The 18,641-nt window shown below is 44.8% G+C and carries 13 protein-coding genes; 7 read left to right on the top strand and 6 right to left on the bottom strand.

The window, feature by feature from the left end; genetic code table 11:
• Entirely contained in the window at positions 1-1,719 is a 1,719-nt protein-coding gene (locus WC473_02010) for a hypothetical protein (GenBank protein ID MFA5124584.1), read from the bottom strand.
• Positions 1,720-2,208: 489 nt separating this feature from the next.
• Between WC473_02010 and WC473_02005 the strand changes: the two genes are divergently transcribed.
• The 6 genes from WC473_02005 (at position 2,209) to recA (ending at position 14,931) form a co-directional block, all read left to right on the top strand.
• Positions 2,209-5,613, top strand: a complete 3,405-nt coding sequence (locus WC473_02005) for a DNA-directed RNA polymerase subunit beta (GenBank protein MFA5124583.1) — start codon at positions 2,209-2,211, stop codon at positions 5,611-5,613.
• Between the two features lie 28 nt (positions 5,614-5,641).
• Positions 5,642-9,529 (top strand): DNA-directed RNA polymerase subunit beta', encoded by a 3,888-nt coding sequence (gene rpoC, locus WC473_02000; GenBank protein MFA5124582.1) that lies wholly within the window; start codon positions 5,642-5,644, stop codon positions 9,527-9,529.
• Between the two features lie 275 nt (positions 9,530-9,804).
• The gene (locus WC473_01995; GenBank protein MFA5124581.1) at positions 9,805-10,050 is read left to right on the top strand and encodes a MerR family transcriptional regulator; all 246 of its coding nucleotides are present in this window, start codon (positions 9,805-9,807) and stop codon (positions 10,048-10,050) included.
• Positions 10,051-10,274: 224 nt separating this feature from the next.
• The gene (locus WC473_01990; protein MFA5124580.1) at positions 10,275-13,088 is read left to right on the top strand and encodes a DNA translocase FtsK 4TM domain-containing protein; all 2,814 of its coding nucleotides are present in this window, start codon (positions 10,275-10,277) and stop codon (positions 13,086-13,088) included.
• Positions 13,089-13,195: 107 nt separating this feature from the next.
• Positions 13,196-13,831 carry a helix-turn-helix domain-containing protein gene (locus tag WC473_01985; protein MFA5124579.1) on the top strand — a complete coding sequence of 212 codons (636 nt, stop codon included), beginning with the start codon at positions 13,196-13,198 and terminating at the stop codon, positions 13,829-13,831.
• Between the two features lie 11 nt (positions 13,832-13,842).
• Complete coding sequence (gene recA, locus WC473_01980) at positions 13,843-14,931, top strand: recombinase RecA (GenBank protein MFA5124578.1); 1,089 nt, start codon at positions 13,843-13,845, stop codon at positions 14,929-14,931.
• 55 nt (positions 14,932-14,986) lie between these two features.
• Here the strand turns inward: recA and efp are convergent, their stop codons facing one another.
• From efp to WC473_01955, 5 genes are all read right to left on the bottom strand, one after another.
• Complete coding sequence (efp, locus tag WC473_01975) at positions 14,987-15,556, bottom strand: elongation factor P (GenBank protein MFA5124577.1); 570 nt, start codon at positions 15,554-15,556, stop codon at positions 14,987-14,989.
• 112 nt (positions 15,557-15,668) lie between these two features.
• Positions 15,669-15,911 carry a 30S ribosomal protein S18 gene (rpsR, locus tag WC473_01970; protein ID MFA5124576.1) on the bottom strand — a complete coding sequence of 81 codons (243 nt, stop codon included), beginning with the start codon at positions 15,909-15,911 and terminating at the stop codon, positions 15,669-15,671.
• A gap of 93 nt (positions 15,912-16,004) precedes the next feature.
• Entirely contained in the window at positions 16,005-16,481 is a 477-nt protein-coding gene (locus tag WC473_01965) for a single-stranded DNA-binding protein (protein ID MFA5124575.1), read from the bottom strand.
• Between the two features lie 114 nt (positions 16,482-16,595).
• Complete coding sequence (rpsF, locus tag WC473_01960; GenBank protein ID MFA5124574.1) at positions 16,596-17,069, bottom strand: 30S ribosomal protein S6; 474 nt, start codon at positions 17,067-17,069, stop codon at positions 16,596-16,598.
• Between the two features lie 92 nt (positions 17,070-17,161).
• Positions 17,162-17,413: a hypothetical protein gene (locus WC473_01955; protein ID MFA5124573.1), complete on the bottom strand. Its 252-nt coding sequence runs from the start codon at positions 17,411-17,413 to the stop codon at positions 17,162-17,164.
• A gap of 216 nt (positions 17,414-17,629) precedes the next feature.
• On the opposite strand from WC473_01955, the gene WC473_01950 reads away from it, so the two are divergent.
• On the top strand, positions 17,630-18,556 hold the full coding sequence (locus tag WC473_01950; GenBank protein ID MFA5124572.1) for a hypothetical protein: 927 nt from the start codon (positions 17,630-17,632) through the stop codon (positions 18,554-18,556).
• Positions 18,557-18,641: the final 85 nt, after the last annotated feature.

The raw sequence follows: 18,641 nt of genomic DNA, 5'->3' as shown, positions 1-18,641 counted from the left end.
TTACTTGTTAAGAGCTGTTTTGGCTCTTTTTAGTTTGCCCAAAAAATTATGGCGTACCGATTCATTCATCCGGTTTCTCTTGATCGCCCAACCGCTTACGGAAAGTTGACGGAAGAGATTCTTCAAGCCATAGAAGCCGGACATAATGTCTTGAGCTCCTTGCCACATTTCTTCCGCTTCGCAGTTGCTTGGCTGGTATAGCGGGAATTGCCCGTCATAGTATTCCCAGCCGACTTCTGTCGGAGAGAAGAGTTGTCCTGATTTTTCCAATCGGGAGCGCAATGCGGTTCCCGGCGAAGGCACAGCCAGAGTTACTTGTATTGTATCTATTCTCGCCCATTTGATGAATTCTTTTACGGCGCGGACTCGATCTTTTATTGTCGGCAACTCGTTGAGGCCGCAGGTTTGTTCGGCTTCGGCCACAAGATTAATAATCTTTTCTGTTTCGGCGCTCAACTCCCCGTGTTGTTTTAATTCATTAGCCCAATCGGCAATCGTTTCCGCCTTTTGGGGATAATTGAAAATAAACATGCCATGGACGAGAAATCCCGCCTGATGCCATTGCCGAGTATAATAAACCATAGTGCGCCATTTTATAGTGTGGCCTTTGGTCGCTTGATGGTGGGTTCCATCATTAATCTCCGGAGCCTCAATAATGGACGAATCATAGCTTAAGCGTACGGTGTTTATTCCTGCTTGATATAGTAATAAAAGAAGTTTGGTATCATCTGAAGCATTAAGTTCCAATTGGGCGCTGAAGCTAAAGTTCCGCCTGACTTTTTTTTGGTAAGTGATGAGCAGTTTCAAGGCCGAGATCAGTTCATCGCGTTCTGTTTTGTTGTTTAGATTGCCGCCAAAACGATCGTCAACGATAAAAAAGTTATCAGCCCCGAATTTTTCATGATAATGTCGGACAACTTTAAACAGATCAAGAGCCGACTCCTTGCTGGGTTTTTCTCTGACGGCGCAGAACTCGCATCTAAGCGGACAGCCACGGTGCCAATTAATAGGATAGACTTCCAATTTGGCGTAACGCAACAAACTAAAATCAGGCAATGATGCCGGTCGGCAGTTGTATGGTCGGTTGGCAAGCGGGTTGATTATGGTTTCATTAATATGCCGAAAGGCAATGCCGTCCACTTTAAGCCAATAGTTCTTTATATTTTCTTCCAGCTCATAAAAATGAGACGAGCGATTATTTTTATAGGTTTCTATCGCTCTGTTTGCCAGGTATAAGTCATAATTAATATCCTGACATAAAGAATCGTAAACTTTCATGACTTGCATGATTGTTTTTTCTTCGTCATCCGTAATCACGATATCCAGATAATGATCAAGCGCTTCCTCGGGTAAAGCGGTAACGTGATAACCGCCAGCCACCGTTAGTATTCCGCATGATTGGTAAGTCTCGGCCAATTCAAAGACGCGGGGCATGGTTGAACTGAGTGAGGCGCATAAAGCGACAATATCTGCCGGCCGTTCTTTTTGCAAGGTTTGATGGTCAATCCGGCCATCGGGTGTCAATTTCAGCCAGGCAGGAGTATTGGGGCAGTTATTTTCGTCAATTACCTCAACTTCCCAATCCGGTATTTTGTTAGCCGCCGAGGCAGTCAGGATCGCTCCCAGGGCGGTCGTACGGCTATAAAACTGATTATAAGGATTAAATGGGGGATAGGCGGGGATAATCAGGCGTAAAAGCTTAACTCGTGGGACTATCATCGTTTTTTACTCCTTTGCGTTTTGTGCAATGATTTTGTAAAGTGCCTCATTTTTTGCTAAAATGTATTGGTAAGTATAATCCTAAGAAGCATAAAAATCAACTATTGCAGTTTGACTACTGATTAGATTAGTAATCTACCTGTGGATAACTCAAATATTTTTTAATTTATAATTTTAATTTTTTAGATATTTTATACCTATTATTGGCTAAATTTAGATAATAATTAATTATTATTTGACAAATAATAAAATCTTGCTCAAGTGGTCAAAAAAAGTGTTGACTTCTTTTATCGTTTCTGTTAATATAATTATATTAAATCTTTATCCGCTAACGGGCGGAGAAGTCATTTAGAGTGCTTGTGAACACTAATAAGCCGTAAAAATTAGTGTCTTATTCTAAAAATACAACTCAATAAATAAATAATCGAACTCATTTCTAACGCTCATGGCCAAGTATTTGGCTAAAATAAGGGAAATGAGGGCTTTTTTATGTCTAATAAAAATAATTTGAACGTGGTTAACGGTCGAGTTAATTTTGCGCCTCTAACAAAAAATTTGTTTCAGGCGCCTGATTTGATTGAATTGCAGAAATGGTCTTATGACTGGTTCTGGAAAGTTGGTTTGCGCGAGCTTTTGGATGAATTTTCACCGATTACCGACTTTATCGGCCGAGATTTAGAGGTGTATTTCATGAATTATTACATGGATGAACCCAAATTTGATGAAGTGGCCTCCAAGGAGAAGAATATTACTTATGAAGCGCCATTACGCGTTAATGTTAAGTTGGTTAATAAAAAGACCGGCCAAAGCATGGAACAGGAGATTTATTTGGGCGATTATCCTTTGATGACCGATCGCGGTACGTTTATCGTTAATGGTATTGAGCGTGTCGTTGTTTCTCAATTAGTCCGATCGGCCGGTGTTTTCTTTACTTCCACTCCGGCAGTTGATCGCAAATTATACGGTGCTAAAGTCATTCCTAATCGCGGTTCTTGGCTGGAGTTTGAAACTGATTTGAATAAAGTGCTTTGGGTTAAGATTGACCGCAAAAGAAAAGTAGCCGCAACCGCTTTGTTGCGCGCTTTCGGTTTTTCCAGCAATGAAGAAATACTTGGCCAATTCACTGATTTTGAAGGCGCCGAAGAGTTTATTGAGGCGACCATCAAGAAAGACGTCTCAGAAAATGAAGCCGAAGGCTTGATTGAAGTCTATAAGCGTATTCGTCCGGGAGATCTGGCTGCGCCCGATAATGCCAAACAGTTGATTGATAACATGTTTTTTAATTTTTCGCGTTACGATTTCGGTTCAGTGGGTCGCTATAAGATGAATCAGCGTTTTGAAAGCGATCGCGAAATCAATAAAGAGAGCAGAGTCTTGCTGAAAGAAGATATTATTAATATTTTGAAAGAAATCATGCGCCTGACTTTGACTCAGGAGCAAGCTGATGATATTGATCATCTGGGAAATCGCCGGGTTAAGGCCGTAGGCGAATTAGTCCAGGCTAAGTTCCGCATCGGTTTAGCTAGAATGGAGAGGATCATTAAAGATCGCATGTCCACTTTGGATGTTACCACCTTAAACCCGTCAAAATTAATCAACGCGCGACCATTAATGTCGGTGGTCAAGGAATTTTTCATGTCTTCCCAGCTGTCGCAGTTTATGGATCAGGTCAATCCTTTGGCCGAGCTGGAGCATAAACGCAGAATCTCGGCGCTTGGTCCGGGCGGCTTATCCCGCGAACGCGCCGGTTTTGAAGTGCGCGACGTACACCCGACTCATTATGGCAGAATCTGCCCGATTGCCACTCCGGAAGGTCCCAATATCGGTTTGGTCGGCCATTTGGCCGGTTATTGCCGTATTAACGAATATGGTTTTATTGAAGCCCCTTATTATAAAGTGGCCCATACTTTGGTTAATGATGGCAAGGCCGCTGTCGGCGAAATCGCCCAAGTTGATCTGAAAGACGGAAGCGGTTCGGTCGCAGTCAAGGCCGGAGAGAAAATTTCTAAAGAAATCGCCAAGGTTTTGGCAGAAAACGCCGAATTGAAAAAGATCAGCGTTAAGCCGCGCGTGACCGATGAAATTAAATATATTGATGCTTTTGAGGAATCTCGTTCCACTACCACTCCGTATAATACGGAATTGGATGAAGGGGGATATTTTAAATCTGATAAAGTGGAGGCTCGCGTTAAATTGAATCCGACTGTCGCTCCCACCAATCAAGTTGATTATATGGACGTGTCGTCCAACCAGATTGTTTCTATTGCCACTTCTTGTATTCCGTTTTTGGAACATGATGACGCTGTCCGCGCGTTGATGGGTACGAACATGCAACGCCAAGCTGTTTGCGTGGTCAGGCCGCAAGCGCCTCTGATCGGCACCGGACTGGAGCGCATCGCCGCTCGCGATTCCGGCCATGTGGCTTTAGCCAAAGAAGACGGCAAAGTCATCGGTTTGCATGGCGACAAGATTGAAATTTTGAATAAAAATAATAAAATAGATACTTACCGTTTGACCAAATATACCCGCTCTAATGCTTCCACCTGCATTAACCAGAAGCCGATTGTCAGTATTGATCAGGAAATTAAGAAGGGTGATGTTTTGGCTGACGGGCCCGGCACCGATCAGGGAGAACTGTCTTTGGGTCAGAATGTTTTGGTCGCTTTCATGCCGTGGCAGGGATATAACTATGAAGACGCGATTATCCTGTCGGAAAAATTAGTGCAGAAGGATCGTTATTCTTCGATTCATATTGAAAATTATACTTGCGAAGTGCGTGAGACTAAACTGGGTCCGGAAATCGTTACTTCCGATATTCCTAATATTAGTGAAGAAAAGTTAAAAGATTTGGATGAGGAAGGAATTGTGCGCATCGGCGCCACCGTCAAGTCCGGCGATATTCTGTGCGGTAAGATTACGCCAAAGGGCGAAACCGAACTGTCGGCCGAAGAGAAATTGTTGCGCGCCATTTTTGGTGAAAAAGCTCGAGACGTCCGCGATTCTTCTTTATACTTGGAGCATGGTTCTTCCGGCAAGGTGATTGATATCAAGATTTTCTCCCGCGAGAACGGCGATAAGATGTCAGCCGGCATGATTAAGATGGTTCAGGTGACTGTCGCTTCTTTGCGCAAGGTGCAAGTCGGCGATAAAATGGCCGGCCGTCACGGCAATAAGGGTGTTATTTCCAAGGTTGTGCCCGTAGAAGATATGCCGCATTTGGCTGATGGCACACCGGTTGATATTATCCTGTCTCCCTTAGGCGTTGTTTCCCGTATGAACCTGGGACAGATTTTGGAGACTCATTTGGGTCTGGCCGCCAAAGCTTTGGGTTATAAAGTGGCGACCAACGTCTTTAATGGCGCGACCGAAGATAATATCCGTGAACAGCTTAAAGCCGCTGGTTATCCGGAAGATGGGCGTATTCAATTGTATGATGGCCGTACCGGTGAATCCTTTGCCAAGAAATCAACTGTCGGCATGGTGTATATGTTGAAGTTGAATCATTTGGTGGAAGATAAGATTCATGCTCGTTCTATCGGCCCTTATTCCTTGATTACTCAACAGCCTTTGGGCGGTAAAGCGCAATTCGGCGGACAAAGATTCGGCGAAATGGAAGTGTGGGCGCTGGAAGCCTATGGCGCCGCCGCGACCTTGCAGGAGATTTTAACCATCAAATCCGATGATGTGGTCGGCCGCAGCAAGACTTACGAAAACATCATCAAGGGTGAACCTATTACTAACTTATATATTCCGGAATCGTTTAACGTTTTGATTCGTGAACTTAAGGGATTGGCGCTTAATGTGGAATTGTTGGAAAATAATAAGCCGATCAGGAACGCTGATGATAAGATCGAGTCCGGCATGATAAAAGACGATGAGGAAATAGACGCTTAATTTCTTTATTCCTAATTACTAACATAATATGTTCAACCAAGAACAAGTGCCCAACATCCATTTTGACTCTATTCGGTTAAAAATGGCATCGCCCGAGGATATCCATACCTGGTCGCACGGCGAGGTGACGCGTCCCGAAACCATTAATTACCGTACGCAGAAGCCGGAAAAAGACGGCTTATTCTGCGAACGTATTTTTGGTCCGATTAAAGATTGGGAATGCTATTGCGGCAAATACAAGAAAATTCGGTATAAGGGCATTATCTGCGACAAATGTGGCGTAGAAGTGACTCGCGCCGTGGTACGCCGCGAACGCATGGGTCATATTGATTTGGCGTCCCCGGTTTCGCATATTTGGTTCTTGCGCGGTATTCCGTCCAAGATCGGCTTGGCGTTGGACATGTCTGTCCAGAATTTGGAAAAAGTTATTTATTTTGCTGATTTTATCATTACCAATGTCAATGAAGATTTAAAGAGTCAGACATTTGAACAGTTGCGAGGGGAGTATAAGCAATACCGCAAGCAGATTGAAGCTGATTATGATAATAAAGTCAAACAGCTGAGCGCTTCCGGCAATCCTGAGGCGGAAAAGTCCGAAGCCTTGGAGAATTTTGCCAAGTTGCGCGATGAAAAATTGAAGGAATTGGAAGAGACTGTCTTGATGGCGGAAAGCGAACTCAAAGAAATCCGCCCCTTAAAGATTATTTCCGAGCATACCTTTCATGAGTTGTCATTGAAATACGGTCATATTTTTGAAGCGGGCATCGGCGCGGAAGCGATTCGCGAGTTGATGTCGCGTATTGATTTGACTAAGACCGTGGAAGAGCTTGATAAGCAAATCATCGTTACAGTCGGCGCCAAGAAAGATAAGCTGATCCGCCGTGTCAAATTTTTTAACAACTTGATCAAGAACGGCCTCCGTCCCGAATGGATGGTTTTGACCGCCGTTCCGGTAATCCCGCCGGATTTGCGTCCTATGGTACCGCTTGATGGCGGACGTTTCGCCACTTCCGATTTGAATGACTTGTATCGTCGCGTTATTAACCGCAACAATCGTTTAAAACAGTTGCAGGAGCTTAATGCGCCCGAAGTTATCACTAGAAACGAGAAACGCATGTTGCAGGAAGCGGTAGATTCTCTAATCGATAATAATGCGCGCCATGGCAAGACTGTAGTGGCCTCGACCGGGCAGAAGCGCATGCTTAAATCCTTAGCCGATATTCTTAAGGGCAAACAGGGCCGTTTTCGTCAGAACTTGTTGGGCAAACGCATCGATTATTCCGGCCGTTCAGTTATCGTAGTCGGCCCAAAATTGCGTTTGGATCAATGCGGTATTCCTAAGATTATGGCTTTGGAGTTATTTAAACCGTTTATTATTTCCAAATTAATCGAGCGCGGTATTGTGCATAATATCAGAAGCGCCAATCGTTATATCGACGCCAAGCATGACGAAGTCTGGGACATTTTGGAGGAAGTGGTCAAAGGCGCTCATGTTTTATTGAATCGTGCTCCGACTTTACATCGTTTGGGTATCCAGGCGTTTAAACCGATTTTGATTGAGGGTTTGGCTATTCAAATCCATCCTTTGGTTTGCGCCGCTTTCAACGCTGACTTTGACGGCGACCAGATGGCCGTCCATGTACCGTTATCTGAGGACGCCAATAAAGAGGCGGCCGAGAGAATGCTGGCTTCTAAAAATCTATTGAAACCGGCCAGCGGACAACCAATTGTTACGCCTAACCAAGATATCGTCTGGGGCTGTTACTATTTGACTACTCTGGATGAAAGCCAGCCGGTCCGGGCATTTTCTTCTTTGGATGAGGCGATTTTGGCCGTTGATAAGCATATTATTTCTTTGCAATCAAAGATTAAGGTTTTATACGCCAGAAAAACCGATAAACGTTCCAAGAAAGAATTATTGGAGACTTCCGTCGGACGTATTATTTTCAATGCGGTTCTGCCGGCGGAGTTTGACTTTGTCAATAAACGCGTGAGTAAGAAAGATTTGTCTAAAATTTTGGCTGACGTGCTTTATCAATTCGGTCCCGAAGCGACCGTTAAGACTTTGGACGCCATGAAAGATACCGGTTTTAAATATTTGACCTTATCCGCTCAATCTTTCGGTATTGCCGATTTAGTCAATGTAGAAGGTCGTGATGAATTGGTGGCGAAAGGGGACAAGGAGGTTGATGTTATTGACAGTCAGTATATGATGGGTCTTCTGACCGAAGACGAACGCCATGAGAAGATTGTGGAAAATTGGTTGCGCATCAATACTCAGATTTTAGATAAGGTCAAACATTGCATGACCGAAGGCAATTCCATTTTGTCCATGATTGATTCGGGCGCCCGCGGTTCCTGGGGACAGTTGTCGCAGATGATCGGCATGAAGGGCCCGGTGGTCAATCCTAATTACGAAGTTATTGAATTACCGGTCAAAAACAATTTCAAGCGCGGCTTTAATGTTTTGGAATTCTTTATTTCCAGCCATGGTGCCAGAAAGGGCTTATCCGATACGGCTTTGCGTACTTCTTCTGCCGGTTACTTGACTCGCCGTTTGGTGGATGTGGCGCAAGACATAGTTATTAATAATGAGGATTGCCATGATACTTCCGGTTTGACTGTTACTAAGGCCGAATCAGAAGTCATGGGCGATAAGTTGGCTAACCGCTTGCTGGGACGTTATCTGGTTAAGGATTTGATCGCCGGCAAGAAGGTGGTGGCCAAGGCCGGAGAGATGGTGACGGAAGAAGTAGCGGCTAAGATCGGTTCGGCGGAGATTGAAGAAGCGACCTATCGCTCAGTCATGACTTGCAAGAATATTCGCGGTGTTTGTTCCAAATGCTATGGTTATGACTTGGCTTATAATAAACCAGTGGAATTGGGCGTGGCCGTGGGCGTTATCGCCGCTGAATCCGTGGGCGAACCCGGTACTCAGCTGACCATGAGAACTTTCCATACCGGCGGTGTGGCTTCTGAAAGCGATATTACGCAAGGTTTGCCGCGCGTGGAGGAAATTTTTGAGGCGCGCACGCCGAAGAACAAGGCGATTATTGCCGATGTTTCCGGTATTGTGCATATCAAGGAACCGCGCCAGCGAGAAATCATCAGCGAGGATGGCCAGCCCATAATCAAGACCTCGGGCAAAGAGAGGATTTTGGAGATTTCCTTTGATCAGGATAAAGAAAAGAAAATCAATATACCTAAAGGCAAGAAGGTTGTCCTGCAGGTCAAAGACGGCGATGAAGTCAAAGACGGCCAGGTCTTGTATGAGAACGGCGAAAATAAATATTTTTCACCGTTTGCCGGCACGGTCAAAATTGATGGACACTCCCTGACTTTGTTGGGTAATGAGTTGGGCGTTAAAGAATATTTGGTAGCCTCGGTTAAATCAATTATGGTTAAGGATAATTCCAAAGTTGAGGCCGGCGACCAGTTGACTGAAGGCCCTCTTGATTTGCATCAATTGCATAAATTAAAAGAAGCTGATTTCACCAAGAAGTATATCATGAAGGAAATTCAGCATATTTATTCCAGTCAGGGCCAGAAGATCAATGACAAACACGTTGAAGTGATCGTGCGTCAGATGTTTTCCAAGGTGTATGTGCTGGATTCCGGTGATTCCGATTTCATGCCGGGTGAAGTGGTGGAATATGTGGATGTCGCCAATGCCAATAACGAATTAAAGAAGCATAAAAAGACTTTGGCCCAATATGAGCAGTTGCTTATGGGCATTACCAAGGTTTCTTTGTCTACTCGTTCCTGGCTGGCTTCCGCCTCATTTCAAGAGACGGCTAAAGTGTTAATTAACGCCGCTATTACCGGCAAAACAGACGATTTGACCGGACCGAAAGAAAACATTATCATCGGTCGCAAGATTCCGGCCGGTACCGGCTTTGTTTACGGCAAGCTCTAAAACTAAATTAAGTTTACTATAAAAACCGCTCTCCTTCGGGGGAGCGGTTTTTTTTATTGTTTTAATTTGTTCTGAACAATGAGTTTTCCCCTGTGGATAACCGTCTCTTGTCAGAAAGAAAAAATTGCTGTAATATACTAACTATAAAGTATGCCTTATTACTTCGTACTTCGTACTTCGTACTTCATACTTTATGGTTAGTGTCACCCCTTACCGTTATGCCGGATCGTTGTATTTGAATACAGCTGAGACGGCAATACCGGGAAGCTATAATTATGGACAAGAGCGGCCGGTTGGCTGAGTTGTTAAAAATCGGGGAATTGGCCCAAGCGGCCAGAGTTTTGCCCTCCACCATCCATTACTATACGCGGGAAGGGTTGCTTAAATTCGCCGATCAATCACCAGGCGGTTATCGCCTGTATGACCGGTCTTGGGCCTTGAAACGGCTCAAGGAAATACAGCGATTGCAAACCGCTCGTCGTTTGACTATCAGGGAAATAAAAAAGTATTTTCGCCGCTGATTATGACCTTCCTAAACATCGAAACTTACCAGAAACGCAAGGATCCGAGAAAGGCCCTGATCGATTTAATTTGGCTTGTCGTGCCCCTTCTGATATTGGCGGTTTGGGCGCTTTGATCTCTGCAATTATTAAAGCGCCTTACCGGCTGTAAAAAGCGTCAAAATCTTTTGGCGCTTTTTTGCTTTTTGTGGTATAATAAGGCAAAAGAAACGTCTCTATTTTTCATGCCTCGTCATTATCGTAAAACCAACCGCGCCTTCTGGGGCCGGGGAAAATCCAATCGCGGCCATTACACGGCACCGCGTTTTAATTTTTTTGATTATTGGCGCGGTTTGTCGCCGGAGACCAAAAAGGGGATATTTATTATTTTCCTGTTTGTCTTTGCCGCCCTGACTATTTTGGGCTTGTTTGATTTGTCCGGCCAAATAGGGCAGGTGGCGGCTTATGTCCTGGCCATAGTCTTCGGCAGTGTTAAATGGCTGATTCCGGTTCTTTTGGCTGCTTTGATTTTTTTCTTGCTTTACGAGGAAAAATATCCCATCAGTTTTATTAATTATTTAGGCGCCTTATTTTTGGTCGTCAGCTTGTGTGGCTTATTCCATTTGCAATACGATTCCTGGCAGGCGTTAGAGATGGCTAAGATCGGCCAAGGCGGCGGTTATCTCGGAGCGCTTGTCGCTTTGCCCTTAGTACGGCTGATGAGTTTTTGGGGTGCCCTGGTAGTTTTGATCGCTTTGCTTTTGGTCGGCATTCTGTTGGCTTTAGAAACTTCTTTTTACGGTTTGATGTGGCCGATAAAATTATTTAAATTTGTTTTTGGAAAACTGAAGGATTGGTATTTTTATTATCGGCTTAAGCGCAACGAGCGCAAACTGGCCAATCTGGCGGCCGAAGAAGATTATGAGGAAGAGGCGGTAGGTGAATCGGCCGAAGAGGAAGGTACCGAAGAGGATGGATCGGTTATGCCGACTGACGACGATAGCCCGAATTTTACCAACAAACCGCTGACTGATTCCGGCATTAGGGATGAATTTACGCCTGAAGCCAAGCGTCGCAAGTTCGGCCGACTAGATTTGCCTTTGAGTTTACTGTCTGCCAAATCAGGCAAACCTACTTCCGGAGATATTAAGGCCAATCAAGAAATCATTAGGCGTACGTTGGCTAATTTTGGTGTGGATGTGGAAATGGGCGAAGTCAATGTCGGTCCGACTGTCACTCAATACACCATGCGTCCGGCTGCCGGAATAAAGTTGGCGCGTTTGACTACGCTTAATGCTGATTTGGCCTTGGCTTTAGCCGCTCATCCGATTCGTATTGAAGCGCCTATCCCTGGCAAGGCCTTGGTGGGCATAGAGATTCCCAATCAAACCGCGGCCAAGGTGACTATGGGAGAAGTGCTGGCCAGCAAGGAATTCAAAGAGCGGGGCAATAATTTATTTTTGGCCTTGGGCAAAGATGTGTCCGGTAAGCCGATTTTTGCTGATTTGGGCCGTATGCCTCATTTACTTATCGCCGGCCAGACGGGCAGCGGCAAATCCGTCTGTGTTAATTCCATTATTGTTTCTTTAATGTACCAGAACAGTCCGGACGAGTTGAAATTCATTTTAATTGATCCCAAGCGCGTAGAAATGCCGGTGTATAATAATATTCCTTATCTGCTTACTCCGGTTGTTACTGATGTCAAAAAGACTGTTGGCGCTTTGAAATGGCTGATTACAGAAATGGAAAGGCGTTTTGAACTTCTGGCTAAATTCGGTAATCGCAATATCGCGTCTTATAACCAAACCCATGCCGAGAAGATGCCTTACATTGTCGTGATTATTGACGAGCTGGCCGACTTGATGGCTTCCAATCCTAATGATATGGAAGCGGGTATTGTGCGATTGGCGCAAATGGCTCGCGCCGTGGGCATTCATTTGGTTTTGGCTACTCAACGCCCCTCCACCGAGGTTATCACCGGGTTGATTAAGGCAAATATTCCTACGCGTATTTCTTTTGCTGTTGCTTCTTCCATTGATTCGCGCACTATTCTTGACGGTACTGGCGCAGAGAAGTTAGTGGGCCGCGGCGATATGCTGTATTTGGGAGCGGAATTCGCCAAGTCCAAACGCATTCAAGGGGTATTCTTGTCTGACCATGAGATTAATGACGTGGTTAGCTATATTAAGAAACAAGGCCAAGCCGACTATATTGATGATTTGGCCACGACCGGTGGCAGTTTCGGCGGTGGCGGTAATGGCAGTTTTGATAGCGATGACGAGCCGCTTCTGGGCGAGGCGGTTGAGGTAATCAAACAGAATGGCAAAGCCTCGGCTTCGTTGTTGCAACGCCGTTTGAAATTGGGTTATGCTCGGGCGGCCAGAATTCTTGATTTATTGGAAGAACGAGGCGTGATTGGTCCGGCTGACGGCGCCAAACCCCGAGAGATATTTTTGGATAAATTAGGCGGAGCTGACCCGGTAGAGTTTGCTGCCCGCGAACACGGCTTAACCGGAGAGCTAAGGCCATTGGATGATAATCCTTTTGTGGAGGCTGATTCCGATGAAGCCGAAGAAGAGCCGAGTTTTACCGCCTTCCGTCCACCGGAGGATGATAGTGACGATCTGTTTGGATCCAGCGAGGAATTAGCAGAGTCAGATGAAGAATCGCCGGATTTTTTGGAGAAGGAATTGAATGAGCCGGAAGACGTTTCGTTGATCCAGGAAGAAAAAGGCGAAAAAGAGGAAGAATTGCCTATGGCTCAGTTTGCGGAAGTGGAAGAATTTGAACAAGTATCGTACAAAGATAAGCCGAACAAAGTTGAGAAGAAAGAAAAGAAGGAAAGAATAAAGCCGGCGTTTGAGAAAACCCCGCAAGAGCCGGAGAAGACGGAGGAAATGCGGGAAGAATCAAAAGAAGAAATAATAAAGGAAGAAGAGGAGGAAAAACCGTTTACCGCCGATAACCAGCCGGAGGAGCCAGAAGAAGAGGAAGTTAAAATTAAAAAATCAACAAAAGGATCGTCAAAGAATTACTTTGACGATGACGAATGGGCTTAGCTTTTTAAGTTAAAAGTTGAAAGTCCATAAGGTCTAAAGTCATTAAATATTGGAAGTCTTGACTTTATGGACTTTATGGACTTTTGACTTTATAAATCAATTATTTTATGTTAGAAAAAGGTTTTATTGAAAATTTGGGGGATAATTTAAAAGAGGCGCGCCTCAAAAAGGGCGTGAGCTTACTTAAGGCATCAGGAGAAACCAAAATCGCCACTAAATATCTGGAGGCCTTGGAGCAGAATCAACCTTGGCTCTTGCCGGGTAAAGACTATCTGCCTAAATTTCTCAAGACTTACTGTGACTACTTGGGTTTGGACCATCCTGTTTGCCAAGAGGCCGCCGATAAACTGCATTCCTTGTCTTATAAATCGTTGAAGAACAAAAATTTGTTTGTCTGGTCTAATTTTATTTCCCAGGCAGTGGTTATTATCGGTATTATTGCGCTTCTGGCTTTTTTGATTTGGCGGGTCAATGAAATTTTTCGGCCGCCGCAGTTGACGGTGTTACACCCGACTGACGGATTGATAACAGTTAATCGCCAGTTGGAAGTGACTGGTACGTCTTCGCGCGAGGCGGAAATTGTCATTAATAACCGAGCGGTGTTTGTGGATACCGGCGGTAATTTTTCCACTACTGTTGACTTGCAAAAGGGCTTGAATTTGATTAAAATAACTGCGAAGAAGCGTTACAGTCGCCAGTCCGAAGCGATCATCCGTGTGCTATTTAACGAGATTAATCAGTAATTTTTATATTTATGCCTAAAAAGACCAGCGAGGAGGGAAATGAGAAGTTCAAGGCCGTAGAATCGGCTATCAGCCAGATTAAAGAGCGTTTTGGCGATGGAGCCATTATGAAGTTCGGTGAGGCTCGGGCTATGGAAGTTGATGCCGTGTCCACAGGCGCTCTGTCATTGGATATCGCCTTAGGCGTGGGTGGAGTGCCTCGAGGCAGGATTGTGGAGGTTTTCGGACCGGAGGCATCAGGCAAAACCACTCTGGCTCAGCATATTGTGGCTGAGGTGCAGAAATTGGGTGGCGTGGCCGCTTTCGTTGACGCAGAGCATGCGTTGGATCCCGATTATGCCAGAAAAATCGGCGTGAAGGTTGATGAGTTGTTTATTTCTCAGCCCGATACCGGCGAACAGGCTTTAGAGATAGTAGAAACCCTGATTCGCTCCAATGCCGTTGATGTCGTAGTAGTAGATTCGGTGGCGGCTTTGGTGCCTAAAGCGGAAATTGAAGGTGATATGGGTGATTCCCACATGGGCCTGCAGGCGCGTCTGATGAGTCAAGCATTGAGGAAACTGACCGGCGCCATTTCCAAATCTAAAACCGTATTGATTTTCATTAACCAGACCCGCATGAAGATTGGCGTGTTTTTCGGTAATCCGGAGACCACTACCGGCGGCACCGCTTTGAAGTTTTATTCTTCAGTCCGCATTGAAGTCCGTCGCGCCGCGCAAATAAAACAGGGCGATAAAAATATCGGCAATCGGGTTAAGGTTAAAGTGGTTAAGAATAAAGTGGCCGCGCCTTTTCAGACTTGCGAATTTGATATCATGTATAATGAAGGCATTTCTGTTTCCGGCGATTTACTGGATGTCGGTTTAGAGAAAGGCGTTATCAGCAAAGCCGGCAATACTTATACTTTCAGCGAAGAAAAGCTAGGCACAGGCCGTGAAAATGCCAAGGCTTATCTTAAGGCTAATCCCAAGCTGATGACTATAATTAGGAAACAGATTCTGGAAGAGGTAAAAAAGCTTAGAGAGGCTGAACAAGCGGGCGTTGCTCCGCCACCAGCCAACAATGATGGTTATGAAGATGAACCGGCAATGAAAGAATAAAATTATATATAAAAACAGCCCCGATTATCTCGGAGCTGTTTTATATATCTCGGGGTTAGTTGACTCGCTCCACGTATTCGCCGGTGTCGGTATTGATTCTAATAGTGTCGCCTTCCTTGACGAACAGGGGGACCTGTACGGAGAGGCCGGTTTCTATTTCAGCGGTTTTGGTGACACGGCCTTGGGCGGAGTTGCCTTTAACGCCTTCCGGAGCTGATATTACTTTAAACTCTACTTTCGGCGGTAGGGAAACGGAAACAGGATTATTGTTCCAGTAGAGAGCGTCAACCTTGTCGCCTTCTTTCAGATAGCCGACTTTGTCGCTTAAGCTTTCGCCGGACAAAGCAAATTGTTCAAAATCATCTTGCGACATGAAATAATAGCTGGTGCCGTCGTTATACAGGTAGTCGACTTTTTTTCTGGTCATGTCGGCTTCGTCGACTCTCTCGCCTTGATGAAAGCTGTATTCGGCTATTTTGCCGTTTAATAGATTGCGCAGTTTGGTTTGCATGACCGGTTTGCGCTGTTGCATTCTGACAAAGTTGGCTTCAACAACGGCATAGGGTTCGCCATTATAAATAACACTCACGCCTTTTTTGATATCATTTAAGGTGGAAATTGACATAGGAGTAGTTCTGGTGAAAAGTTTATAAAGCCCTTAAAATTAAAAATCTGCAAGTTCATAAAATGTTTGGTTTTATGATTTATGACTTATGATTTTTCAGGCTTATAACTGTTTATTTTGTAACAAACGGCAACAGGGCCATGATTCTGGCGCGCTTAATGGCGTTAGAGAGTTTGCGTTGATGGAAGGCGCAGACACCGCTTCTTTTGCGCGGTACGATTTTGGAATAAGAAGAGATGAAACGGCGCAATAAATTAACGTTTTTGTAATCAATGTCGCTGACATTGTGGACGCAAAAATGGCAATAGCGTTTTTGCGGTGTTGCGGCACTGGTGTTTTTTTTATTTTGGATCATAATATTGGTGGTCTTTTAAAGTCAAAGTCCGCAAAGTTAAAATCAAAATTAATTAACTCCACGGGCTTTATGGACTTTTGACTTAATGATGGTTTAAAATGGAATATCTTCAACTTTTATTTCTTCTTCATTATCGTTGGCTACAGGAGCGGCAGCTACCTGTTCAACTTCATAAGCCGGAGCGGCATCATAGCCGCCGTTACTCGGTCTCTCTTGGCCGTAACCGCCATTAGCGGAAGTGGTGCTACGCGGTCCTAATTGGATATTTTCAGCGACGATTTCTGTCTTCCAATGTTTAACATTACTGGTATCCATCCAGTTGCGGGTTTGGATACGGCCTTCCACCATACAGAGGCGACCCTTGGCCAGGTATTGGCCGACGATCTCGGCCAGGCGGCCGAAGGCGACGATGGCATGAAACTCGGCTTGTTCCTGCTTAACACCCTGCTGGTTGGTCCAGACGCGGTTGGTGGCGATGGAGAAATTGGCAATGGTTTGACCTGAAGCGGTTTTTTTGACCTCGGGATTGGCGGTGAGATTGCCAATGATAATGGCTTTGTTTAGGTTCATACGATTTTATTTAGAGTAATTATTTATTGGGTTTATAAAGTCCGAAAATTTATAAAGTTGAAGCCCCTTTTGATGTTTTGGCTTGTGGCTTTATGAGCTTTGGACTATTACAGTTTACACTAAATCGTCGGTTTTTAAAATCTCCTCCAATTTTTCGTCTAAGTCCTTAATGTCTACCTTCTTGCTTTCTTTTTTGGCTTCGGCCGGCTTGGCTTTTTCCTCGGTTTTTTCTCCGGCGGCTCGGCGCAACTCAGCGGCTTGTTCGCGCTTTTTCTGTTTTTCGATTTCTTCGGGAGACAGTTTCTTTTTGATAACGATTTGCGCGCGCAGGATCTCTTTGTCTAAGCGTAAGAACTCGTTGATTTGTTTGAGTTGATTGCCGTCTTCCAATTCAAATTCATTGAGTAAATAATAACCGTGGGCGATACGATTGATGGGGTAGGCTAATTTTTTTTTGCCTAAGTTTTCTTCTAGTCCGATAACGGCGCCAAAGCCCTTAAGCATGCCGTCGATTTTAGCTTTGATTTTGGCGGCTTCATCATCAGTGTACTGATTGGAGATGATGTAGAGTAATTCGTAATTGTTCATAGTATGAGTTAATTATATTAATATTCAGCGTTTTTCCTCATTGTTATTCCGAGCGCAACGTAAGCGAAGCGGGAGTGGAGTCGAGGAATTCCTTAATTATTTAATACAAGCGATTCCTCCACGCGTTCGCCTTGCTCGCTTAGTCGGAATGACAAAGAAGAACAAGCGATTCCTCCACGCGTTCGCCTTGCTCGCTTAGTCGGAATGACAAGCGAGACATTAAAAAAATCCCAAGGCAAGCCTGGAATTCTCGTAGGAATCGTGGTTGTTTGCCTTTTCTTAAGTCGTTTGGCGCTTAAGAGCCCCTGAAAAGGGAATGGGAAAGGGTTAAGTTGTGTTATCATTATATCGTATTGTTTGGGTAAAGTCAAGATGGTTAATTTTGTCTAAAATTAGATATTTTATTACTAATTTTTTGTTATTACTTTACACTATTGACAAATTATATTGTTTTTGATATAATGACTCGTTGGCTTGGCATTGTGATTGTCGAGTTACCCTGATCCTCGGGTAGGGGAAAAATTCCATCAATCGGGCCAATCGCCTGAAAGGAGAATGAGATGGAAGATGAAAAGAAAGATTGCAGAACTTTTACATTACATGAAGTTTATGCTCTGCTTGAGCACTTGGGCGTGCCTGCGGCGCGGCTTTTAGCTGCCAAGGCCGGGAAACCGATTAAATATGGCGATATTGACCTCGGCCAGCTTGAAGCCGTATTGAATCGTGTTTTGGCTGATGTGCCAAGAGATGGTCAGGCGGCTATGATCGCTGCCATATTGCGGAATGAAGTAACGGTGCAGATTAATCCAATACAAACACAAGCACAAAATGAAGCAACGGTGCAGATTAATCTGTCAGTACGACAGGCGATTAGAATCCTTGGTGCCAATAAGGTGATCATGGCTCGTGCCACAGCTAGAGTTTGGCGTCAGCCGATTGTTAACGGACCTATCCGTTACACCAAAGCAACACTGAAACAGGCGGCCGCTGAAAATTACTCCGGCCGGACTGATTGGCGCCTGGTGTTTGTCAGCGGCAAATCCCTGCGCCAGCAGTACGAAATCCGCGGTAAGGGCGGGGAGAAAGAAAAACAGCCATGTTTTCATAGTGGTTATACCTGGTGGTTGCACGACAAAGAGGGTTATTGGGTTAAGCATCAGCCGGCCAGTGGCTACCATCTGATTGACTTTAAGGGTCGATGGGTTGGGCACAATTGGGGCCAACGGGAAGCGGAATCGCAGAAGCCCGAATCGCTTTACGAGCGCGTCAATCCCGCCATCTTTAGCGAAGCGATTCTGACTAATTTCATGATCAATGGAGAGCGTTTAGCTGAAGATTGGCAACATTGTTCAAGCGTGACTGATAGTTTTAACTGGTTCGTTTCCGTCGGCTTTTTCCATGCTTACGGCCTCCGTGTCGAAAATCACAAACACAGCAGACCGAGTTTTGATTTGCGCGTCTGTCTTTTCCGGAAGTTTGATTTTTAACTCTTTCTTTATGAGTTGTTGAATTTTTTTGTTCTTTACGCCGTGTCGGCATTGTCTGACACGGTTTTTTGTCAGAATAATATTT

The organism is Patescibacteria group bacterium (genome assembly GCA_041650895.1).
Taxonomy (GTDB): Bacteria; Patescibacteriota; Patescibacteriia; order 2-01-FULL-39-33; family 2-01-FULL-39-33; genus CAISTG01.
Note: the sequence above shows the minus strand (reverse complement) of the source record. Positions and strands in the feature narration are given on the sequence as shown.